This window comes from Paenibacillus sp. Mc5Re-14 (assembly GCF_001049835.1).
In the GTDB taxonomy this organism is placed as follows: domain Bacteria; phylum Bacillota; class Bacilli; order Paenibacillales; family Paenibacillaceae; genus Paenibacillus; species Paenibacillus polymyxa_C.
Window position 1 is genome coordinate 356,611 of the sequence record NZ_CVPD01000001.1, and the last position, 20,645, is coordinate 377,255.

Annotated in this window: 21 protein-coding genes and 1 pseudogene; all 22 read right to left on the minus strand. The window is 45.8% G+C overall.

The features are described 5' to 3' along the window. Positions 1-36: 36 nt before the first annotated feature. Complete coding sequence (tsf, locus tag BN1546_RS01470) at positions 37-687, minus strand: translation elongation factor Ts (protein WP_013370709.1); 651 nt, start codon at positions 685-687, stop codon at positions 37-39. 132 nt (positions 688-819) lie between these two features. Beyond that, the gene (rpsB, locus tag BN1546_RS01475) at positions 820-1,518 is read right to left on the minus strand and encodes a 30S ribosomal protein S2 (protein WP_013309916.1); all 699 of its coding nucleotides are present in this window, start codon (positions 1,516-1,518) and stop codon (positions 820-822) included. A gap of 422 nt (positions 1,519-1,940) precedes the next feature. Then, positions 1,941-2,837: an MFS transporter gene (locus tag BN1546_RS01480; protein ID WP_255305247.1), complete on the minus strand. Its 897-nt coding sequence runs from the start codon at positions 2,835-2,837 to the stop codon at positions 1,941-1,943. Between the two features lie 276 nt (positions 2,838-3,113). Continuing rightward, positions 3,114-3,761 (minus strand): endolytic transglycosylase MltG, encoded by a 648-nt coding sequence (locus BN1546_RS01485; RefSeq protein ID WP_040101557.1) that lies wholly within the window; start codon positions 3,759-3,761, stop codon positions 3,114-3,116. Then, positions 3,758-4,282 carry a DUF6115 domain-containing protein gene (locus tag BN1546_RS01490; protein WP_013370703.1) on the minus strand — a complete coding sequence of 175 codons (525 nt, stop codon included), beginning with the start codon at positions 4,280-4,282 and terminating at the stop codon, positions 3,758-3,760. The genes BN1546_RS01485 and BN1546_RS01490 overlap by 4 nt, the downstream gene beginning before the upstream one ends. A gap of 41 nt (positions 4,283-4,323) precedes the next feature. Then, positions 4,324-4,644: a hypothetical protein gene (locus BN1546_RS01495; protein ID WP_058710527.1), complete on the minus strand. Its 321-nt coding sequence runs from the start codon at positions 4,642-4,644 to the stop codon at positions 4,324-4,326. An 81-nt stretch (positions 4,645-4,725) separates the two neighbouring features. Then, entirely contained in the window at positions 4,726-6,135 is a 1,410-nt protein-coding gene (locus BN1546_RS01500; RefSeq protein ID WP_090735497.1) for a DUF342 domain-containing protein, read from the minus strand. 44 nt (positions 6,136-6,179) lie between these two features. Continuing rightward, positions 6,180-6,968 carry a FliA/WhiG family RNA polymerase sigma factor gene (locus BN1546_RS01505; protein ID WP_025677638.1) on the minus strand — a complete coding sequence of 263 codons (789 nt, stop codon included), beginning with the start codon at positions 6,966-6,968 and terminating at the stop codon, positions 6,180-6,182. Positions 6,969-6,982: 14 nt separating this feature from the next. After that, on the minus strand, positions 6,983-7,396 hold the full coding sequence (locus tag BN1546_RS01510) for a hypothetical protein (RefSeq protein WP_013370699.1): 414 nt from the start codon (positions 7,394-7,396) through the stop codon (positions 6,983-6,985). A 2-nt stretch (positions 7,397-7,398) separates the two neighbouring features. Continuing rightward, a complete protein-coding gene (locus tag BN1546_RS01515; protein WP_090735500.1) occupies positions 7,399-7,896 on the minus strand; it encodes a chemotaxis protein CheD in 498 nt (165 codons plus the stop codon). Further along, positions 7,889-8,515 carry a chemotaxis protein CheC gene (locus tag BN1546_RS01520; RefSeq protein WP_013309909.1) on the minus strand — a complete coding sequence of 209 codons (627 nt, stop codon included), beginning with the start codon at positions 8,513-8,515 and terminating at the stop codon, positions 7,889-7,891. The genes BN1546_RS01515 and BN1546_RS01520 overlap by 8 nt, the downstream gene beginning before the upstream one ends. A gap of 3 nt (positions 8,516-8,518) precedes the next feature. Continuing rightward, a complete protein-coding gene (locus BN1546_RS01525) occupies positions 8,519-8,980 on the minus strand; it encodes a chemotaxis protein CheW (protein WP_013370696.1) in 462 nt (153 codons plus the stop codon). Between the two features lie 62 nt (positions 8,981-9,042). Beyond that, positions 9,043-11,139 (minus strand): chemotaxis protein CheA, encoded by a 2,097-nt coding sequence (locus tag BN1546_RS01530; RefSeq protein ID WP_090735503.1) that lies wholly within the window; start codon positions 11,137-11,139, stop codon positions 9,043-9,045. A gap of 33 nt (positions 11,140-11,172) precedes the next feature. After that, a pseudogene (locus BN1546_RS01535) lies at positions 11,173-12,718 on the minus strand (chemotaxis protein CheB). Between the two features lie 31 nt (positions 12,719-12,749). Beyond that, positions 12,750-13,637: a MinD/ParA family protein gene (locus tag BN1546_RS01540; protein ID WP_013370693.1), complete on the minus strand. Its 888-nt coding sequence runs from the start codon at positions 13,635-13,637 to the stop codon at positions 12,750-12,752. Continuing rightward, positions 13,634-15,079 carry a flagellar biosynthesis protein FlhF gene (gene flhF / locus BN1546_RS01545; protein WP_013370692.1) on the minus strand — a complete coding sequence of 482 codons (1,446 nt, stop codon included), beginning with the start codon at positions 15,077-15,079 and terminating at the stop codon, positions 13,634-13,636. Before flhF ends, BN1546_RS01540 begins: the two co-directional genes overlap by 4 nt. Continuing rightward, positions 15,076-17,109: a flagellar biosynthesis protein FlhA gene (gene flhA / locus BN1546_RS01550; protein WP_013370691.1), complete on the minus strand. Its 2,034-nt coding sequence runs from the start codon at positions 17,107-17,109 to the stop codon at positions 15,076-15,078. The genes flhF and flhA overlap by 4 nt, the downstream gene beginning before the upstream one ends. Before the next feature lie 23 nt (positions 17,110-17,132). Then, positions 17,133-18,245, minus strand: coding sequence for a flagellar biosynthesis protein FlhB (gene flhB / locus BN1546_RS01555; RefSeq protein ID WP_090735506.1), 1,113 nt, complete (start codon positions 18,243-18,245; stop codon positions 17,133-17,135). Next, on the minus strand, positions 18,245-19,030 hold the full coding sequence (gene fliR / locus BN1546_RS01560; protein WP_014599665.1) for a flagellar biosynthetic protein FliR: 786 nt from the start codon (positions 19,028-19,030) through the stop codon (positions 18,245-18,247). Before fliR ends, flhB begins: the two co-directional genes overlap by 1 nt. Positions 19,031-19,040: 10 nt before the next feature. Next, positions 19,041-19,310: a flagellar biosynthesis protein FliQ gene (fliQ, locus tag BN1546_RS01565; protein WP_007430038.1), complete on the minus strand. Its 270-nt coding sequence runs from the start codon at positions 19,308-19,310 to the stop codon at positions 19,041-19,043. Between the two features lie 37 nt (positions 19,311-19,347). Further along, entirely contained in the window at positions 19,348-20,103 is a 756-nt protein-coding gene (gene fliP, locus BN1546_RS01570; protein WP_013309901.1) for a flagellar type III secretion system pore protein FliP, read from the minus strand. Further along, on the minus strand, positions 20,100-20,636 hold the full coding sequence (locus tag BN1546_RS01575; protein ID WP_090735508.1) for a flagellar biosynthetic protein FliO: 537 nt from the start codon (positions 20,634-20,636) through the stop codon (positions 20,100-20,102). Before BN1546_RS01575 ends, fliP begins: the two co-directional genes overlap by 4 nt. Positions 20,637-20,645: the final 9 nt, after the last annotated feature.

Sequence of the window (20,645 nt, forward strand, 5' to 3'; positions counted from 1 at the left end):
TCTGTTTATTCATATGCATTTACCGATCGTTGGTAATTATTGTTTCACTTGAGACATAACTTCTTCGTAGAAGTTGTCTTCTTTTTTCTCCAGACCTTCACCCAGTTCGAAACGAACAAAGCGGCGTACGGAGATGTTTTCACCAATCGTACTGATTTTCTCGTTGATCAGTGTGGAGATTGTTTTGTCTGGATCTTTAATGAAAGATTGCTCCAGCAAGCAGAATTCTTCGTAGAATTTACCGATGCGGCCTTCAACCATTTTTTCAACGATTTTTTCTGGTTTACCTTCGTTCAAAGCTTGTGCTTTCAGGATTTCTTTTTCTTTTTCAATCTCTTCCTGTGGCACTTCTTCGCGACGAACATAACGAGGGTTCGATGCAGCGATATGCATTGCAATGTCACGAACAAAATCTTTGAACTGGTCAGTTTTCGCTACGAAGTCTGTTTCGCAGTTTACTTCTACCAGCACGCCGATACGGCCGCCAGCATGGATGTAGGATTCAACAACGCCTTCAGTAGCAATACGGCCTGCTTTGTTGGCTGCAGCTGCAAGTCCTTTTTCACGCAGAACTTCAACCGCTTTTGTCAAATCACCATTTGCTTCTTCAAGCGCTTTTTTACAATCCAGCATTCCTGCGCCTGTTTTTTCACGAAGCTCTTTTACTGCGCTAGCATTAACTGCCATATTATTTCCCTCCAAATTTAATTTTCAGTGGTATATACGAGCTTTATTCCTTAAAAAAAGGGTAGTGAGAGGTTTTCCACCTACCAACCACCCTTTTCATTTAATTCGTATAGGTATTTCCGATCGGAAATATTATGCTGTAGTTTCTTCGCCTTGGTTAGCTTCCATAACTGCATCAGCCATTTTACCTGTCAGCAATTTAACAGCGCGGATCGCGTCGTCATTACCTGGGATAACATAGTCGATTTCGTCTGGATCGCAGTTTGTATCAACGATACCTACGATTGGGATACCCAATTTGCGAGCTTCAGCAACCGCGATACGTTCTTTGCGCGGATCAATGATGAACAGAGCACTTGGAAGGCCCTTCATGTTTTTGATACCGCCCAAGAATTTTTCAAGACGATCTTTTTCTTTGCGAAGAATGATAACTTCTTTTTTAGGAAGAACAGCAAATGTACCATCTTCTTCCCAAGCTTCCAATTGTTTCAAACGATCAATACGTTTTTGAATGGTTTGGAAGTTAGTCAGTGTACCACCCAACCAGCGTTGGTTGATGTAGAATTGACCAGCGCGAGCTGCTTCTTCTTTAACGGAATCTTGTGCTTGTTTCTTCGTGCCTACGAACAGGATTGTACCATTCTCAGCTGCAATGCTTTTTACGAAGTTGTAAGCTTCCTCAACCTTTTTCACTGTCTTTTGCAAGTCAATGATGTAAATACCGTTTCTTTCAGTGAAGATATAACGATCCATTTTCGGGTTCCAGCGACGTGTTTGGTGACCAAAGTGAACCCCAGCTTCCAAAAGCTGTTTCATGGAGATTACTGCCATCTTCACGCACCTCCTAAGTTTGGTTTTTTTGTGTGTCCTCCGCCGACATCATTTTTTATAAAGACTTCCTACTTGGAAGCACCCTCTATAAAATTAACCGACGTGCGTTTTTAACACCGTCAATTAATATACCATAACACTTGCAGCGTTGCAACCAGCTTTTCGACAATAGTCGAAACCGTGTGAAAAACGTCCGTACACTTCCATCTGCCTGGCTTCTTAGCAAAATGTTTGTGAAAATAAAGTGTTAGACTCTCGCATTGCATTGAACGGGCAGGATAGTTCCAATATGTACCCTATTAGCCGCATCTGTGCTAGTCTTTTATATATAGACGACGCCATGCTGGGCGTACCAGCAAAAAGCCTTGACCGACTAACGGCCAAGGCTTTTTGCACACGAATAAAATCGTACCGATTCGCGATTAGTGACCCATCATCGCCGGGTCCGGGTTGTCCCCGTCGGCGGTACCTTCTTCCTGCTGCTGCGGTTTACGCAAAAGGAGCGACAGAGCTACACCCGCAGTCGTAAGGCACGCGGATAGGAAAAACGTATTGCCATAACCCGTAACGACAGCATTCAGCGGATTCGCGTCCGCTCCCGCATTTGCGGTGTGGGAAGTGATTTGCGACGTCAGATAACCCGTCAGACCCGCGACCGCGAACGAGAGAACAACTTGCTGAGCTGCTGTTGTCAATGGTGTGACTCGGCTCACCAGGCGGCGAGGTGCAGAGTTCAGAACATGCGTGTTGAGCGGCATCATGGAGAGGCCCATTCCGAGACCCATGGTGCAGATGCATAAGATAATAACCCAGAGCGAAGGATCCACAGATATATTGGACAAGATGAATAGAGAGATGGATAGGACGGCAAGACCGGCGAAGGCGAGCGGACGCGCGCCGATTTTGTCGAACAGCCGGCCGCTGATCGGGTTGCCGATTCCGGCGCATAACGCATAAGGCATCAGGATCCAGCCGGTTTCAAGGGCGGTGTAGTGCATGACGCCTTGCAGGTACAGGGGTACGATCAGCATTGTGCCGAACAACACGAGCTGTACGATCCACGTCAAGATGATGCTGCGTGTAAAATCAGACGATTTGAACGCCTTCAGTTCCAGCAGCGGCTGCTTCTGTGCCAGTTCCACGAAGATGAAAAGGATGAGCGCAATGCCGCCGATGGTCAAGCCCGTGATCGTCGAAGCCTTGGACCAGCTGGTGCCGCCTTCGCTTACACCATACGCCAGGATGGAGAAGGCGATCGGCGCGAGGCACATGCCGATGACGTCCAGATGCGGCGCCTCATGACGGCCGGATTTCGGCAAATATTTATACCCGAGAATTAAGGCGATAATGCCCCCTCCTCGCTAGAGCTACATTGATCCGGATTGAGGGCAGTTTTAACAATACATCTTAGTGTAAGCCGCCATGAGATGACCTTTGAATTCTTCAGGGGTCTTTTTTTATGTCCACTAGCTCTGAATTGCAATAGACTATGTTGTAAGCCATTATGGGGGGGTCATTCCCGCTTTTGAACTAAACACTAAGAAAATTCTTTATTCGCATCGAAAAAAATAAAAAGCCGTCCTCTTCCGATTAGGTCAGTTGGACGGCTTCTTCGTTATTTTAGTAATAATAGAACTGAAATCCTCACCTTTAGCAAACTGATAGGTGCCTGTACGAATTTTGGTATTGATTTTTTTAGCCTTAGCTGCTGCCTCAAATGCACTAGCATCCGATACGACTCCAGCCCGTTCCAATCCAGATGCCACACTTCTTAAATTACTCCCCGATGCAATGCTATATTGCACTTGTGGGGTGGCAGGCTGCTTGGGAATATCGGGAGTGGTTGTAGTGCCAGCTCTTTGAGTTTGTGGCTTGTTTGGACTTTGTGGTACCGACGTGCTAGTCGAAGGCTTAGAAGCAGCCGAGGATGTGCTGTTTGCAGGTACCTTTGGTGTTGAAGGCGTTTGAGCTGGTTTAGCCTTTTGAGGTGCAACGGGAGTCTTGTTGCCTTCCTTGATCAGCTTATTACGCCATTCCTCTTCTGTCATTTTCGGATCAGAACTGTCACTGATCTGAAGATTTAACTCGGCTGCTGCCTTCTCTAGTTGTTCTCGCGTCATGTTTTTCGGGTCTGTCGAAGATTGCTGTGACTGCCCCTGACCAATTATTGCCAGTTGCAACAACAATGCCCCCATTATAAGCCCCGTACCCATGCCTAACATAAATGAGCGGTTTTTGATCATGTCACATCCTCCCGTTCCGCGAGTTGTAATATGAGCTGTACTTCGCCCCGCTGGATGCCTGATTGCTTGGCTATATAATCCACCGACTTGCCTTGCTCATGCATCGCGAACAACTCTTGATAACGATCTCGGATGGACTCTTGTTCCTGCTCAGTTTGAGGCTCTTGCAATGCCGTTTGCTCCTCCAAAGTTACGATAGAAGCTTCTGAATCTGAGATTGGCATAGAGACGGTAGCAAGCATTGCCTGACGCTCAAGCTCCACAATACGATTCCGAAGCTCAGTTACTTGCTCCTGTAATGCTGCCTGCTTAACCGCGTGCTCCTGCTTCATACCAGATACGAGTTCAATCAACTCGTCATTGTCGTTTTCAATATCGGCCATATATTGCTCCAATGTAGCCTCAACCTTTTGAACGACGGCCTCTTCTGTTCCCCGGCTTGGCTGGCGCTTTGGCATAAGCCAGGCGTAGACAACAGCTGCGGCTCCCAGCAGAACAATATAAATCCATGGTTGATCCACTGCCCATCGTCTCCTTTTATAACGCTTCTCCACCCATCGGATCAGAGCGAAAAATCAATATGATGTCCCTTATACGGATGCTCTGCCGGATGCTCCTTAGGCAGCTCAGTCTCATCTGAGCGGGAGCGACTCTGCTGGGAAGAATCTCTACTCTGCTCACCTGTTTGCCTCTCACCGACGAATGTTTCTGCAGACTGGTCTATGGCACCGCTTCGCTGACGCATGTTCTCCGTCTCCAGCGCAGTCTTTTGTCCAAGTAATGCCTGGTCATTCATCGGTCGCTGCTGAAACTCACTATGGTATTTCCCTGCTTCACTAGTGCGAGGTACAGCAATTTGCAATTCAACAGCCTTCAAGCTCATTGGACCACACCCTTTCCGATTGGGCATCCGTATCAGACTACCGAGAAATATAATAAATTGAATTATTATCAGTGTAATGAATTACATGTAGGAGGACATGCTGATATCTCCCTCATGGTAATAAAACGCCATTCTTTCCAAAGAATCTTTAATAAATTTTGTATATCTGCCGATAACTATCTTAGAGCCACCATAAATCACATTTTTCACTTCTACCCGGGCGCGGCTCGTATCTTCTAAAGTTCGTTCTATTTCAAGCATTCTGGACTTGGTTTCCAAAAGTTCCTGTTCATTAGATTTTTTAGTAGATGTCAGCTTGATTCGCATAGCCATTCTGTCAGGTGCAAGCTGTCCGGCAGCCGCTAGCTGATCCAATATCGTGAGAGCCTTGTTCGTTTTATCCTGGCTGGCTGTCTGTTGCTTCAACCGTGCACGGAGTTCTGTCAGTTCATCACGCAGTTCGGGAAGCACACCCACTTCAATATTGGTAGCTGTGGACATCGTATTACCGACGGTACGAGCCACTACCTTTTTACCAGCTTGTACACTGCCACCTACGATAAGCCCTTTTGTCCCTTCGCAGATTACATTATTACTCGCTTTGATCTGGGAATGCATGATACTCTGGGATACAAGTACATCGGCTCCCGCGATCACGTTACCATCTTGTATAAACGAGCATTTCACATTTTGTGCAGCTTTCACGAATCCTTTATGGTATCCGATAATACCCCCGCTGATTTCCACTGAGCCATCCGCCTCAATTTCAGCGCCTTCCACACCGCCAATGACACGAATGTCACCAGCCGCCCGAACGCGAAAACCTGTCAAGACATTCCCGCGAATGACGACGGTTCCAACAAAATCAATGTTACCGACGCTATAATCGACATCCCCATTCACTTCATACACAGGGAACACATTAAGCTTGCCCTTTTCAGTTGTAGTCACTAAACCATCAATAGCCGCATACATCGCAACGCCTTCCGGATGGATCACTACATTTTTGCCAACTTTAAAACGCGCCTCTTTACCTGGAAGAAAAGGAATTTCCTCTCCGGTTACAGCAATCCCTGGTACACCTGGCAGAGGATCCACCCGTTCGGCAATCAGTTGTCCACGTTTTACATTTCTTAAACGAGTTAATTCTTTATAATCCACCCGTCCATCCACAGTTTCAAGTGGCTTATGTGCATCTTCACCGGTCACAATATCGGCCAGATTTATTTTCCCATCTGTACCATGAATCGGCTGCTTTCCTTGAGCAATCAGTAATTTCCCGAAGAAATGATCTTCCGGATTTGCCGCAAATGTGCGAATTGCATCGGTAATTACACCGTAGGATATTTTTTGGTTGCTTAGAAAACGTTCTAATTCTTGCACAGAACAGGCAAAGCCTTCTTCACGTTTGGCAAACTCCAAGTAGGCGGATTGTTTGTCAGGTGAGACAACCACTTTTAAAAACTGATCCAAAGCATACTGCTTCTCCACATGGGTGCTCCTTCCGTCTAACTGTTACTGTAACCTCCCGTACGTTAATCTTTACGCATTAGCAAATCCCGTTGTTTGTCCAGTGTCGCTCTCAGACGTAATATTGCTTTGGAATGCAACTGAGAAATTCGCGAAGGAGAAAGTGACATGACCTCAGCAATTTCGCTGAGTGACAGATCCTCGTAATACAATAAAGAAACAACGATACGCTCTTTTTCAGTTAATTTATCAATGCCTTGTGCCAAGGCATCACGAAGTGTGAATTCATTGACCTTATGGTCCGGATTTTTCGCCTTTTCGTCCACCAACAGGGAAAGCCGTGTTTCCGACTCTTCTTCGCGGATCGGGTCCTCCAGTGAAACAATCGACATCACGGCGACCTCCTGGATCATACTTTGAAACTCTTTCTCGGAGACGTCCAAATAATGACTCATCTCTTCGTCGCTTACTGTGCGTAAATATCTTTGTTCTAGATGCTGGTAGGCGTCTTCAATTTTTTTCGCTTTTTCCCTAACTGAACGAGGAACCCAATCTCCTTGACGAAGGCCATCCAAAATTGCTCCACGAACACGCCAAGAAGCATAAGTCTCAAACTGCAAACCACGCTCATAATCAAATTTCTCTAAAGCATCAATCAAACCCATAACACCGTTGCTCGCCAGATCATCCTTGGATACATTTTTAGGTAAGCCTACTGCAAGACGGCCCGACACATACTCCACAATATGAAGATACTTTTCAATTAACTGTTTCTTCGCTTCCTTGTCACCGTGTTCTTTCCATTGCTCCCACAGGTCGGAATGGTTCAAATGAGCGGCTTTTCGCTCGTTCATCGGCTTCACCCTCCTTATTTGTCTGTCAGGTGACGAACGGCCTTGGCCAATTCTTCAGGGTCCTTGTTGGAAACCAGCTTGGGTGGGTTTAAAGGTGCGAAACCATTATTCCCCTCGTCCGTCTGCTCTGGTTTCGGTTTCAGCAATTCATTCAGGTTTTCATTTTCGTCTGGTGTCGTCAGGTCCAGATTTCCCCCTACGCCATCTACCTGAGAGCTTGCCCGGTCTTGGGCATTACCCAGATCTGGCCGCGCTACCACACCCAGTGTCCAGCGCAGCACAAATGCAAGTAGGAACCAAAAAACGAAGGCGATTAAGCCACGAATTAAGCTCGTGGTCAGCAGATTGCTGCCAACGGACAACACAAAAGTCAGAATAAATCCGACTACTCCAGACCAAAGATTAATGCGTAAGCTACCAAATAACATGTTTATAATTCCTTTACACCTTTTTGTACGCTTCGAATATTCAAAACGCCAGTTTCAGAGTTTAACTCAATCGTTCGTCCATAATTGCCACCCGTATCTTCCGCAATTAAAGGAATGCCCAGATCTACAAGCATTTCCTTGCACGATTCTACATTGCGCGGGCCAATCCGCATGGTGTCTCCGCTACCCGCAAAGGCAAACATTTGCGCTCCTCCTGCCATTTTGGCAATCAGTCTGCGCCGTTCAGCACCCCGTTTCAACATTCGCTCCAACAACTCTGGCAGTGCTGTATCTGCATATTTGGCAATATTCAACTGCCCTTCACGCGCAATATCCGAGGACGGTAACATCACATGTGCCATGCCTGCCAGTTTCAAATGAGGATCATAGAGGGTCAATCCGACGCAGGAGCCAAGTCCTGTCGTGCGAATCGAGTTCGGGTTGCTGGTAACATTTAAATCTGCCATGCCGACTTTAATGATGCTTTTATCCTCAATCATCGTTCATCGGGACTCCTAACGACCTAAAGATTTTCCCGAACGATTCTGGATCAGGAATCAGGAAAAATTGACCCTCAATCTGATTCTGCCCTTCCAGAAACGATGTGTCAATCAATAAAGCAGCATCCCCCATCTGCCCAAACTGCAGCAGTCCGTAGCTGAGAATGGCTCCTGCCATATCCAGTGCCAGCGCAGGGACTGTTGGATACATGGATAAACGTGTGAAATCCGCCAACGAAGAAAGGTAGGAGCCTGCTAAAATGTTACCGATCTCCGACAGAGCTGAATGCTCCATTTCGTTAAAGCTATCCTCGTCATCCGAAGGAATATTCGCCAAACGGGAAAGTAAGCTTTTCGCCGCCTGAGGTTGCAATATGAAGAATAGATTACCAGGGGCTTCCCCTTCGACTCTAAAAAATATTGCAACAACAAGTTGTTCATTTCCGCCGACTTTGTCCGCAATTTCCTCAAAGGGCAGCATTTGCACTTTGGGTACACCCATATCGACTGGTTTATTGAGAAGCCGGGAGAGCGCTGTAGCAGCGTTCCCCGAGCCAATGTTGCCGACTTCTTTCAATACATCCAACTTGAAGTCTTCAAGATTTCCTAGATTTTCCATATATTAATCCTCTAAACCTTCCAGTTGGTTCATTTCGCTACGGTTCAAAACTTCGGACAAGTTCAGCATAATCAACAGGCGTTCTTCACCAATTTTAGCAACTCCGCGAAGGTATTTCGCCTTAACTCCGCCAACCACTTCCGGTGGTGTCTCAATGTTGTCAGTATTCAGGTCAATTACATCATTCGCTGAATCCACGATAAAGCCGACTTGCATTTCGCCCACAGCAACGATAATAATACGGGTTTGATCGGTATATTCAGCTTCAGGTAATCCAAAACGGCCACGAAGATCAATAACCGGAATAACCACGCCTCTCATGTTGAATACGCCTTTAACAAAATCGTAAGTTCTCGGAACTCGTGTAATCGGCACCATGCGTTCAATAGATTGGACTTTTTCTACTTCAACACCGTATTCTTCTTCACCAAGCTTAAATACGATAACTTTAATTTCTTCTCCCATGTCTAAAAACCCTCCTTATTGATGTCAGCAATCTCACATTTCTTTCATTTTTAATGAAGACATTATTTAATGAAAACATTCGGGTCAATGATCAAAGCAACCTGACCGTCACCCAGAATCGTAGCACCTGAAATTCCTTGGATGTTTGGAAGATACTTGCCCAGATTTTTAAGGACGATTTCACTTTGTCCCAAAAAGTCCTGTACGGAAAGAGCTGCCAGACGGTCTCCCTTACGGATGACCACGACCTCTGTCTCTTCTTCTTCATCTTCGTTGAAGTCCGGTACCTCAAACAGCTGACTCAAGGAGATAAGCGGGATATGAGAATCGCGGAAAGCAATCATCTTATTGCCATGCACAGAACGGATTTGCTTACGTTTGACTATCGCAGTTTCCACAATGGAAGACAAAGGAATCGCATATTTTTCAGAACCGATCTGTATCATCATGGCTGCAATAATGGATAGAGTCAGCGGCAATTGTACAGAGAAATTAGTGCCTTGGCCCAATGTGGAGTGAACCGTAACATTACCACCCAAAGCAGTGATTTTGGATTTAACAACATCCAGACCGACACCGCGTCCTGATACGTCTGAAATGACTGCAGCTGTACTAAAGCCTGGAGCAAACAATACTTGATAAGCTTCCTCGTCGGTCATTGAAGCTGCTTGTTCTGCTGTCAAAATCCCTTTGGAAATAGCACTGTTTAGTACCTTTTCACGGTTAATCCCGTTCCCATCATCCTCAATCTCGATAAATACGTTATTACCGCTATGAAAAGCACGCAGTTGAACCGTTCCAGTTTCTGGTTTGCCAGCTGCAATCCGGTCGGCCACTGACTCGATGCCATGATCCACGGAGTTACGAAGCAAATGCACCAGAGGATCGCCAATTTCGTCGATAACAGTCCGATCCATTTCAGTCTCTGCTCCAGTAATAACCAATTCCAGTTTTTTATCCAGCGACTTGGCCAGATCGCGAACCATACGCGGGAAACGGTTGAAAACAGTATCTACAGGCACCATCCGCAATTTAAGAACAACATTTTGCAAATCACTGCTCACACGACTCATATGCTCAACCGTTTCTGTCAGTGCTGGATTGGAAGCCTCACTGGCTAACTGTTCTAAACGCACACGGTCAATGAGCAACTCGCTGAATAAATTCATAAGTACATCCAGACGTTCAATATCTACGCGAATCGTACGGTTGTGCGTAGGAGCAGCCGCCTTGGCTGCTGGCGCTTTACCTGCAGCTGGCTTGGCGACAGAGGCCGCAGCTGAAGACTGCGGCTGGGATGGAACGGTTGGCTGCACGGCAACTGGTGCTTCCTGTACCGCCGCTGTCTCAGCGAGTCCAGCAGTAACTTCGCTCATTTGTTTAAGGGATTCCTGATCCAGTTGTACCACTGAGACAGTGTCAATTTCAGAGATACCCGCGATTTCCTTTTCCAGCTCCCCAACTTCTTTCTGCGTTATGTAATATAACGAGAAGCTTTGTTCGAATTTTTCCTGCTCGATATCCTGTACGGATGGATAGGCCTTGACAATTTCACCAGAGTTTTCCAATGTGTTAAATACCATAAAGGCACGTGCTGCCTTCAGCTGGCTCTCTGAACTGATTGTTACCTGTATATAGTGAACACGATGCCCTTCTGAAATCGATTGCTCCAGTACAGAATACTGGAATTGGTCCAGAACCAATCCAGCACTATCGTTAGTGCCCGCTTTTGTAGAAGGAGACTCCTCAGTGGCGGCATTTGAGCCGGACTTTAGGAAATCCCCGCTCACGATGGATTGTAATGAAGATACAATAGAGGAGACATCCGCTTTTCCATCGCCTCCCTCTGTAATGTGCTGCACCATGGATTCCAGGGCATCCAAACCTTTAAATAAGGTATCGAATATAAATTCATGCATCGCCAGCTTGTTGTTACGTACCAGATCAAGAACGTTTTCCATTTGGTGAGTGAGCGATGCCAGGTCTTCAAACCCCATCGTAGCAGCCATTCCTTTGAGGGTATGGGCAGAACGGAAAATCACCTGAACGATGCCTAGATCGGTTGGGTTGCTTTCCAGTTGAAGCATATTTTCGTTAAGAGATTGCAGATGATCATTCGACTCATCAATAAACATGTTTAAATATTGGTTCATGTCCATTGTGAGACACCTCCTCCATGAGTTACACTCCGATTATTTCACAACTTGTACAAGCTTGGGGGCGATCTCCTGCATTGGCAGAAGGTGGCGCACACATTTTAATTCAACTGCTGAGCGGGGCATTCCGTACACTACACAAGTCTCCTCATTTTCAGCAAATGTGGATTGAACCCCAGCGTCATAAAGCTTTTTCATCATTTTAGCCCCGTCGCTCCCCATTCCAGTAAGCAATACTAGATGTCTTTCCAGCGAGGTTAACGAGAGCAGTGATTCGAACATCGTATCTACGGAAGGACGGTGACCATTGCGAGCCTCCTCCATCTTCAGTGACACAGTGTATTTACCACCGGCTCCAGGCACAATTCTTAGCTGATATCCCCCTGGAGCGATGTAGGCTGTTCCCGTCTCCAGCGTCATCCCCTGCTCAGCCTCCACCACTCGTAGTGGACTCAACGTATTCAACCGTTGGGCTAGCGAACGAGTGAAGTTTGGCGGCATATGCTGAACGATAACGATTGGAGCTGGAAAATCCCCAGGAATGCGCTCCAACAGTGTCTTCAGCGCCCGTGGTCCGCCCGTAGAACATCCGACCGCCACCAGTTTTCGAAAGCTGGACGTGTGTACACCTTTTTTAAGTGACAATCCCTTTGGTGCGGCTGGAACTGTAGGTGCTGTTACTGGAGGCGGTGTAGCCGCAGGAGTGGAAGAAGCTGATGAAGTTACCGTCTTCCGTGATTCCGGCTTGACCAACCCTGCTTTATCCTTACCCTGCATCGATTTGCCAGCGGTCGGCTCAGAGCTCTTCAGTTGTCCCGACGTTATTCCCGTACCCATGGACAAGTCTTCTTTCTTCTGCACATGAGGTGCTTGCACTGGTTTCCTTGGCTGAACAGCTGGCTTGTCTATGCGATCAGCTGTAGCAGCTGTTCCAGACAGCTGTTTTTTAGTTTCCTGCTTGGCAGCTGTTGGGACGGACTTCCCAGCATCTTTCTTTGGCTGAGCCGATGCAGCAGGTGGAGAAGCAAGCGGAACAACAGGAGGCTTGTCTGTCGAAGCTTGACTTCCAGCTCGTTTCTCAGTCACAGCCTGTCCAGGTGGCTTTTCCATTGGCGTTTTTTTTCGCTTGTTCCAATGCAGCTTTGCGTTCATTAGCTTCCTTGCGCTCCAAGCGGCTGCGTACTGCTTGCATAGCAGTATGCATCTGTTCGAGCAATGCCTTGCTCACCTGCTCAATATCTTGCGCATGAGCAATGGAAGGCTTTCTTATAAAATCAAAAGCCCCTGCCTCCAAAGCCATGATGGTCTCCTTCATGCCTTGTTCATTGATGCCTGACAGCATAATGACAGGTAGCGGATGGGCTGCCATAATCAGTGGCAACGCTTCAAGACCATTCATTTCAGGCATTTCGACATCCATGGTGACCAAATCAGGCTGCAATTCTTTCACTTTCTCTACAGCCTCTCTGCCATTGGCGGCTGTACCTACGATGTTGAACGACTCATCCCTTACAATTAGATCTGTAATAATTTTGCGCATAAAGGCCGAATCATCTACAACCAGCACCCGGTAAGCACACATGTTAAACACCCCTGTTTCCTCTCATCAAAAATCAATGCATAGAACGCCGCAACCATTTTTGCATAAATCCTTTAATTCCACTCAATGCACCTGATTGTGGAACCTGTGGCATTGCTGCAAAACGGTGTGCCAGATTCAGTACATCTCTTGAAGCCGTACATCCCGGAAAAGCAACCATAAAAGGTACTTGTCTTTTGACTGCCTGCATGACATGAGTATCATCACTGATATGTCCAAGCAGCGGGATTTCGATCTCCAAAAAGCGTTTCGCAACAAGTGCGATCTTATCAGCAACTTGACGGGCCTCATTATCGTTATCGGCACGATTGACTATAATTTTGAATACCGTATCTTTCTGCAACCCGTTGACGACTTTAATTAATGCATACGCATCTGTTAAGGACGTCGGTTCTGGGGTGGTTACTACCATACATTCGTCAGCTGAAGTGATGAATTTAAGATTTTCTTTGGATAAACCTGCACCTGTATCAAAAAGAATATAATCCATGTCAGCTGCCATTTTTTCTACTTCTTCAGCAAAATAATTCAGATTCTCATCTGATAATGCAAACAGTTCGCTTAAGCCTGAGCCTCCAGCAATATAAGGCAAACCACCTATACCCGTTTGAATAATTTCATCAATTGATTTTTCACGTTTTAACAGATGAAGAAGATTGTATTGTGAGTGGGCCCCCATCAACACATCAATATTAGCCATACCGATGTCAGCATCAAACACAAGTACTTTTCGACCAAGAGATTGCAGGGCCAAAGCAAAGTTCAGCGTAAAATTGGATTTGCCCACCCCGCCTTTACCACTGGTAATCGTTATAATTTTTGCGTGACGATTACGTGGGGGTAATCGATACTTATCCAAGGATGAAGCCATTTGTCTAAGTGATTGGGCTTGATCACTCATATGGAATCTCCGTTAACTCCTGATGATCCTTTGGCTCCAAGCAGCATATTTGTCACCATTTCTGCATCGGGATGAAGCAGGTCGTCAGGAACATTTTGTCCATTAGTAATATAGGCCAACTGCATCGGAAACTGGTGCAAAAGATTAAACATTCCGCCACAACTGCCTGTCTCATCCATCTTGGTAAATACAACCTTACCAAGGCCAAACTTACTGAAATGTCCAGTTATATTGAGCATATCCCTGCTTTTGGATGTCAGGCTGAGTACCAGATACGTCTCACTTTCATTAATAGGTGAAAGCAGACTTTGCAGTTCTGATACAAGCAGTTCATTACGATAATTTCGCCCAGCAGTATCCATGAGGATCAAGTCACAATGCTCCAGACGTTGAATAGCTCTTTGGACGTCACCGGGAGATTGCACAACTTCAAGCGGTACATTTAAAATCGTTGCATATGTACGCAGTTGCTCGACGGCTGAAATTCGGTACGTGTCAGAAGTAATAAATCCAACTTTGCGATGATGCTTGAACAACTGTTCCGCAGCCAACTTCGCAATGGTTGTCGTTTTTCCTACTCCGGTAGGGCCTGCAACATACACAATTTTGGTATCTTGGGAAATTCCTTTATCCAGTCTTGTCTGTATAAAACTGGTCACTTCCTCACGAAAGGCTTGTTCCCAATCAAAAGTTTCAGGTGCAAAAGGGTGCTCACTTCGACGGACATATACCTGTTCGATCCAATATTCCAGTAAATCACGTTCCACTTCCTGTTCCAACACATGCTCACAAATCTCTTGCAGCGCCTCCGGCCAAGTACTTTCCATCGAAGAGTTTCTGGAAAACCGAGTCATCATCGCTTTCATTTCCCGTAATTCATTAAGCAAAGCCTGATTTTCCTCAGCTCCACTCTTGTCTGGAACACTTGCTTCGATTGGCCGTTTATGCAGCTCACTGGATGATTTCAGGTTCGAAAGCAATATTTCTTGATCAAATGCCTGAGATATAGTCTCCAGGTTATTAGCAGACCTAGGCGACAAATGCTCAGTTGCTGATGCAGCTTGTTCTGTATTAACCGTTAATTCAGCTTGTCCTTCTTTGGAACTACCGGCTATCTGTTGTGTAACCCGTCGATAAGCTTCTGGAGCTGCTTGTCTGGGGACCACAGGGACTAATGGTTTTTCCGGCTTCTCAGGGGTGTTCATTAGAGGCGAAGAAGCCTGGGCAAGCTGGTGTGACGAGCGTTCAGCCCGCCGAGGCTTTGGAGGTTGCTGCTCCTCAACTGCAGCAACCACTTCAATTTTCTTTTTACTGAACATCCCCATAAAACCGCCGACCTTCACTTCCTTTGTACTTAAAATGACGGCATCTGTTCCTAAGTCACCCCTGATTTGCAGCATGGCTTCTGGCATGGTATCCACTACATATCGTTTCACCCTCATAAGTTCACCACCCCGACACTTTGAATTTCAACGTTCGGCTCCAGCTCACTGTACGACAGCACCGGGACATCCTGCATCGTCCGCTCCATCACTTGCCGCAAATACATACGTATTGTCGGTGACGTTAACACAATAGGCTGCTGTCCAGATTGAATGAGGCGGTTGATTTGCTCCATCATCCTTTGATACACCGTTTGCGTTGACACCGGATCAAGAGCCAAATAGCTACCTTGCTCCGACTGCTGCACGCTCTCAGCAATTTTCTTCTCCAATCCTGGTCCCACAGTAATAACGCGCAACGTTTCTCCCTGCTGTGCAAATTGCTGCGTAATCTGACGTGATAACGCTTGACGAACATATTCAGTCAGCACGTCTGGATCTTTTGTATAAGTACCATAGTCAGCCAGTGTCTCGAATATAGTCACCATATCGCGTATAGAGATTTTTTCTTTCAACAGCTTGGCCAACACTTTTTGTACGTCCCCAATCGCAAGCACAGAAGGAATAAGGTCGTCCACCAGCACTGGGTAATTCTCCTTGAGATTGTCAACCAGCGAACGTGTTTCCTGTCTGCCAAGCAACTCATGGGCATGTTTCTTGATCGTCTCTGTTAGATGAGTAGCTACAACTGAAGGTGGATCAACTACCGTATAACCTGACAGCTCAGCAACATCCTTGGTGTTCTCGTCAATCCAGAGTGCAGGCAATCCGAAAGCCGGTTCTGTCGTTTCAATCCCTGTAATAGAGTCGTCGTCGTATCCCGGACTCATAGCCAGATAATGATTCAACAACAGTTCTCCGCCGCCTACCGTATTGCCTTTAATTTTAATTACATATTCGTTAGGCTTGAGCTGAATGTTGTCCCGAATACGAATGACCGGCACAACCAACCCCAGCTCCAAGGCGCATTGACGGCGAATCATAATAATCCGATCCAGTAAATCACCGCCTTGCTGTGTATCCGCCAACGGAATCAACCCGTACCCAAATTCAAATTCAATCGGATCTACTTGAAGCAAGTTAATGACACTTTCCGGACTACGCACCTCTTCGATTTGTTGCTCCTCCTCCAGCTGTTCATCAGCAATTTGCTTGCGTTCCATATTGCTCTGCATTCTTCGCGCTGCAAAAAATAATAGAATCGCAAGTGGAAGAGTTGTAATGATATGAATAGGCGTGAAAAGGCCCAATAATGCAATGGTGGCAGCCACTATGTAGATCAATTTTGGATATGAAAAGAGCTGTCCGGTTAAATCTTCTGCTAAGTTGCCATCCGACGTAGCCCGCGTAACAATCAAGCCTGATGCCGTGGATATGAGCAGCGCGGGAATCTGGCTAACCAATCCATCACCGATCGTGAGTACAGAATACGTTGACAGCGCTTCTTGAAATCCTTTTCCCTGAACGGCCATACCGATAATAAAGCCGCCCACCAGGTTAATGATCAAAATGATAATACTGGCGATCGCATCGCCTTTAACGAATTTACTCGCACCATCCATTGCTCCGTAAAAATCCGCTTCCCGTTCGATTTTACTGCGTCGTTCACGGGCTTGCTGCTCATTAATCAGACCTGCATTCAAATCAGCATCAATACTCATTTGTTTACCTGGCATCGCATCCAATGTAAACCGGGCGCCCACTTCTGCTACCCGCTCCGATCCTTTGGTGATAACAATGAACTGTACGACCACAAGAATGAGAAAGACAACAAAGCCGACGGCAATTTGGCCGCCTGCAATCCAGCTACCAAACGTAGCAACTACTTCGCCGGCATGACCCTCACCTAAAATAAGTTTGGTCGTAGAAATGTTGAGTGCCAAACGAAACAACGTTGTAATGAGCAGCAATGAAGGAAAGATAGAAAATTGTAAAGCTTCCTTCGTGTTCATTGATACGAGCAAAATCATTAAAGCAATAGAAATATTAATGACGAGTAGGACATCCAGCAGCCATGAAGGGATCGGGAGAATCATCATAAGAACGATACCGATGACGCCTGCAAGGACGGTTATATCTTTTATTTTCACGGGTCTCTTGGCCTCCGATCCCTTTATTTCACTTTACCTTTTAATTTATATACATACGCCAGCACTTCGGCAACGGCCTGAAAAAGATCAGCTGGTATCGCATCCCCGATTTCGGCTCTTTGAAACAGCGCCCGCGCCAGCGGCTTGTTTTCCATCGTTATAACGCCGTTTTGCTTGGCAATTTCCTTAATTCGGAGCGCGACATAATCTTGTCCTTTCGCAATAATCTGCGGCGCTTCCATCTCCGAACCGTCATATTTCAAAGCCACAGCAAAGTGCGTAGGGTTGGTGATGATGACATCTGCGTTAGGAACCTCCTGCATCATGCGCTGCATAGCCATACGGCGCTGTCGCTCGCGAATTTTCCCTTTGATCAGTGGGTCACCCTCCATTTTCTTGTATTCATCCTTGATGTCCTGTTTGGACATTTTCAGATTTTTCTCATGCTCATAACGTTGATACATATAATCCAATATCGCTAAAATGAACAGCACCACACCAATTTTGAGTCCCAGTTCCATTGTTAATGAAGCCGTAAAACTCAACATCTGGTCGCCGGACATCTCAGCTAGTTTGGGTAGGTCAGCCTTTGTTTTCCAAAGTACGCTGTACACCAGATAACCAATTACAGTCATTTTTAAAACAGATTTCAGGAATTCAACCAATGACCTCATGGAAAAAATATTTTTAAAGCCTTTAATCGGATCAATCTTGCTAAACTTGGGTGTAATGCCCTCTCCGGTTAATAAAAAACCGATCTGCATGTAATTCGCTGCTATTCCGATGACAATGGCACCAACAAAAATAGGAGCCAGCATAATCAAGATTTGCACACCATACTCACCCATCATCAGCAGCGTTGTATTCGGTGTCACTTCCATAGACAGACGATTCATAAAAATATCCCGAAACAAGCGGACCGCATGATCCTTAAAATACCCGCCGAAAATCATGAGGCAAAAAAACGTAACCAGCAGGACACCAGCAGCGGGCAACTCCATGCTCTTGGCAACCTGCCCTTTTTGTCTTGCATCCTGTTTCTTCTTGGGTGTAGCTTTTTCCGTTTTTTCCCCTGAGAACAACTGCAGGTTCATAGCATATTTAAATGACAAACTACGTTCCTCCAGACCAGACATTAAGGACGATTACCCATAATATCCAACAAGTTGCGCATGGATTCGAACATCACAGAAAACAATCTTTCGAATATAAAAGCAAAACTTGGCATGAGAAGCAATAACATGAACAATCCCACAATAATTTTAAGCGGCACACCAATGACAAAAATGTTAAATTGCGGTGCTGTTTTAGCTAAAAAGCCGAGTCCCACATCCGTTAAAAAGGTCGCTACTACAATGGGAGCAGCAATTTGAAAGGCCAACATAAATGATTCCGCAAAAGAACGTACCAGAAATTCAGTTACACTGCCACCATACAGCTTTATAAAAAAATCATTGGTCAGTGGTACCCAATCATAACTGTATAAAATAGCGTTTAGCAGATGATGGTGCCCGTTTATGCTCAAAAAGAACAATACAGCTATGGCGAACTTGAAATTACCCGTAAGAGGCGTTGAAGCCCCTGTCATGGGATCAAATACACTGGCCATTCCGAACCCCACCTGTAGGTCTATAAATGAACCTGCGGTTTGGATCGCTGTCATGAACAAATATGCAGTAAACCCCAACAACAACCCAATCAGCACCTCACGCCCTACTAACAGCACATACGCTACATCGGTCGGCACCTGTTGATGCGTACCATAAGTAAGATACACGACCAAAGCTAGAAATCCTGAAATTCCCACCTTAAAGATATTAGGTACCCCTCGGGTTGAAAAAATAGGCGCTACTACAAAAAACGAGGTAATCCGACAAAAAATCAGCAAAAAAACAGGAAAACTCTGCAACAATATGTTCATAACTTTCAGCCTAACCTATATATTTGTACAAATTGTCCAGAATGTTATACGTAAAGTCCACTAATGTGGTCAATATCCAGGGCCCGAACAAAAGCAATGCCAGCAATACGGCGACAATCTTCGGAACAAAGGCCAGTGTCTGCTCCTGAATTTGAGTTGTCGCTTGAAAAATACTGATGATCAAACCCACGACTAGCCCCAAAATCAGCATCGGAGCACTCACCTTGAGTACAATGTACACCGCTTGCCCAGCTAGGGAAATAATAAACTCCGAAGTCATTGCCGTCCTCCTTGATTGCTGTCCTTGCAGAAAGTATTCATGTATTAAAACTCAGAAGTAATGATTTGACTACCAAATACCAACCATCTACAAGTACAAAGAGTAGTATTTTAAAAGGAAGCGAGATCATTACCGGTGGTAGCATCATCATCCCCATAGCCATGAGTGTACTAGACACTACAATGTCTATAACTAAAAATGGTATGAAAATCATAAAGCCCATCTGAAATGCTGTTTTCAACTCACTGATTGCATATGCCGGAACCATCACCGTTAGTGGAATATCTTGATAGTTTTTTGGTTTTTCCATCTTGGTGTATTTCATAAAGAGCAGTAGATCCTTCTCACGTGTATGAGAGAACATAAAAGTCTTAATCGGTACCGATGCCTTATCTAGTGCCTGAGACTGTGTTATATCCCCCTTGAGATACGGCTGAAGCGCAGTTTCGTTCATAGCTGAGAAGGTCGGCGCCATAATAAATAAGGTGAGAAACAAGGCTAGTCCAACAAGCACCTGATTAGGCGGCATCTGCTGAGTTCCCAGTGAAGTTCGCACAAAGCCAAGTACAATCACGATACGCGTAAAACTTGTCATAAGTACAAGCAACGCGGGCGCTACACTAATGACAGTAATAAGTAAAATAATAGACAGCGAGGTGGCACCGGGCTGTCCTTTGTCCGAATTGCCGACTTGAATATCAATGTTCGGAATCGGTTCCGCAGAGGCCGCCGTCACCGAAATGAAGCTGAACAAGACAAGCAGCAAACATGCTAGTATAATCTTTTTTCTCATGAATCTCCCGACCGATCTGTAGTATTCTCCTCATTGCGCAACTTTTCAAGTTTATCCTTGCGATTCGGCATCTGCCGAAGCTTGGATTCAAACATCTCATGAAAAGATGTTTCCTCTTCAGTTTGCTGCTGCTGTGCCGCGTTGTTCCGGCGAAGCTTATCCGCAATTTTAGCGAATAGCGGGGCAATTGGGCCGCGCTGCAGAGAAGCTTCCTGCTCCAGTGCGGCCAAAATTTGCTCCACTTCTTCAGGATCGGATACTTTGTCAACAAGCCGGATATCTTCTCCCACACCAATGAGGTACACACTGCTACCAATTTCAACAAGCTGAAGGGATTTATTGGGGCCAAGCCCCACGCCTCCCAGTATGCGAACGGAGCGGTTGCTGAACCAGCTCTGATTTCTTTTACTCAAAAACCGTATCAAGTACACGATCAGTACGATGATAAAGATTAGCACGAAAAGGACCCAAGCAATGTTTCCTATATTGCTGGATGTACTCAAAGCGTCAGAGGCACCCTGTTGTGTATCCATACTGGATGC

Coding starts and splice junctions, on each gene's coding strand:
- fliQ (WP_007430038.1), bottom strand. CDS start 19,310: ATGACTTCGGAGTTTATTATTTCCCTAGCTGGGCAAGCGGTGTACATT.
- fliP (WP_013309901.1), bottom strand. CDS start 20,103: ATGAGAAAAAAGATTATACTAGCATGTTTGCTGCTTGTCTTGTTCAGC.
- BN1546_RS01530 (WP_090735503.1), bottom strand. CDS start 11,139: ATGGACATGAACCAATATTTAAACATGTTTATTGATGAGTCGAATGAT.
- fliR (WP_014599665.1), bottom strand. CDS start 19,030: ATGAACATATTGTTGCAGAGTTTTCCTGTTTTTTTGCTGATTTTTTGT.
- BN1546_RS01540 (WP_013370693.1), bottom strand. CDS start 13,637: ATGAGTGATCAAGCCCAATCACTTAGACAAATGGCTTCATCCTTGGAT.
- BN1546_RS01510 (WP_013370699.1), bottom strand. CDS start 7,396: ATGTTATTTGGTAGCTTACGCATTAATCTTTGGTCTGGAGTAGTCGGA.
- BN1546_RS01505 (WP_025677638.1), bottom strand. CDS start 6,968: ATGAACGAGCGAAAAGCCGCTCATTTGAACCATTCCGACCTGTGGGAG.
- rpsB (WP_013309916.1), bottom strand. CDS start 1,518: ATGGCAGTAATCTCCATGAAACAGCTTTTGGAAGCTGGGGTTCACTTT.
- BN1546_RS01525 (WP_013370696.1), bottom strand. CDS start 8,980: ATGGGAGAAGAAATTAAAGTTATCGTATTTAAGCTTGGTGAAGAAGAA.
- BN1546_RS01515 (WP_090735500.1), bottom strand. CDS start 7,896: ATGATTGAGGATAAAAGCATCATTAAAGTCGGCATGGCAGATTTAAAT.
- BN1546_RS01575 (WP_090735508.1), bottom strand. CDS start 20,636: ATGGATACACAACAGGGTGCCTCTGACGCTTTGAGTACATCCAGCAAT.
- BN1546_RS01485 (WP_040101557.1), bottom strand. CDS start 3,761: ATGATCAAAAACCGCTCATTTATGTTAGGCATGGGTACGGGGCTTATA.
- BN1546_RS01495 (WP_058710527.1), bottom strand. CDS start 4,644: ATGAGCTTGAAGGCTGTTGAATTGCAAATTGCTGTACCTCGCACTAGT.
- BN1546_RS01520 (WP_013309909.1), bottom strand. CDS start 8,515: ATGGAAAATCTAGGAAATCTTGAAGACTTCAAGTTGGATGTATTGAAA.
- flhB (WP_090735506.1), bottom strand. CDS start 18,245: ATGTCTGGTCTGGAGGAACGTAGTTTGTCATTTAAATATGCTATGAAC.
- tsf (WP_013370709.1), bottom strand. CDS start 687: ATGGCAGTTAATGCTAGCGCAGTAAAAGAGCTTCGTGAAAAAACAGGC.
- flhF (WP_013370692.1), bottom strand. CDS start 15,079: ATGAGGGTGAAACGATATGTAGTGGATACCATGCCAGAAGCCATGCTG.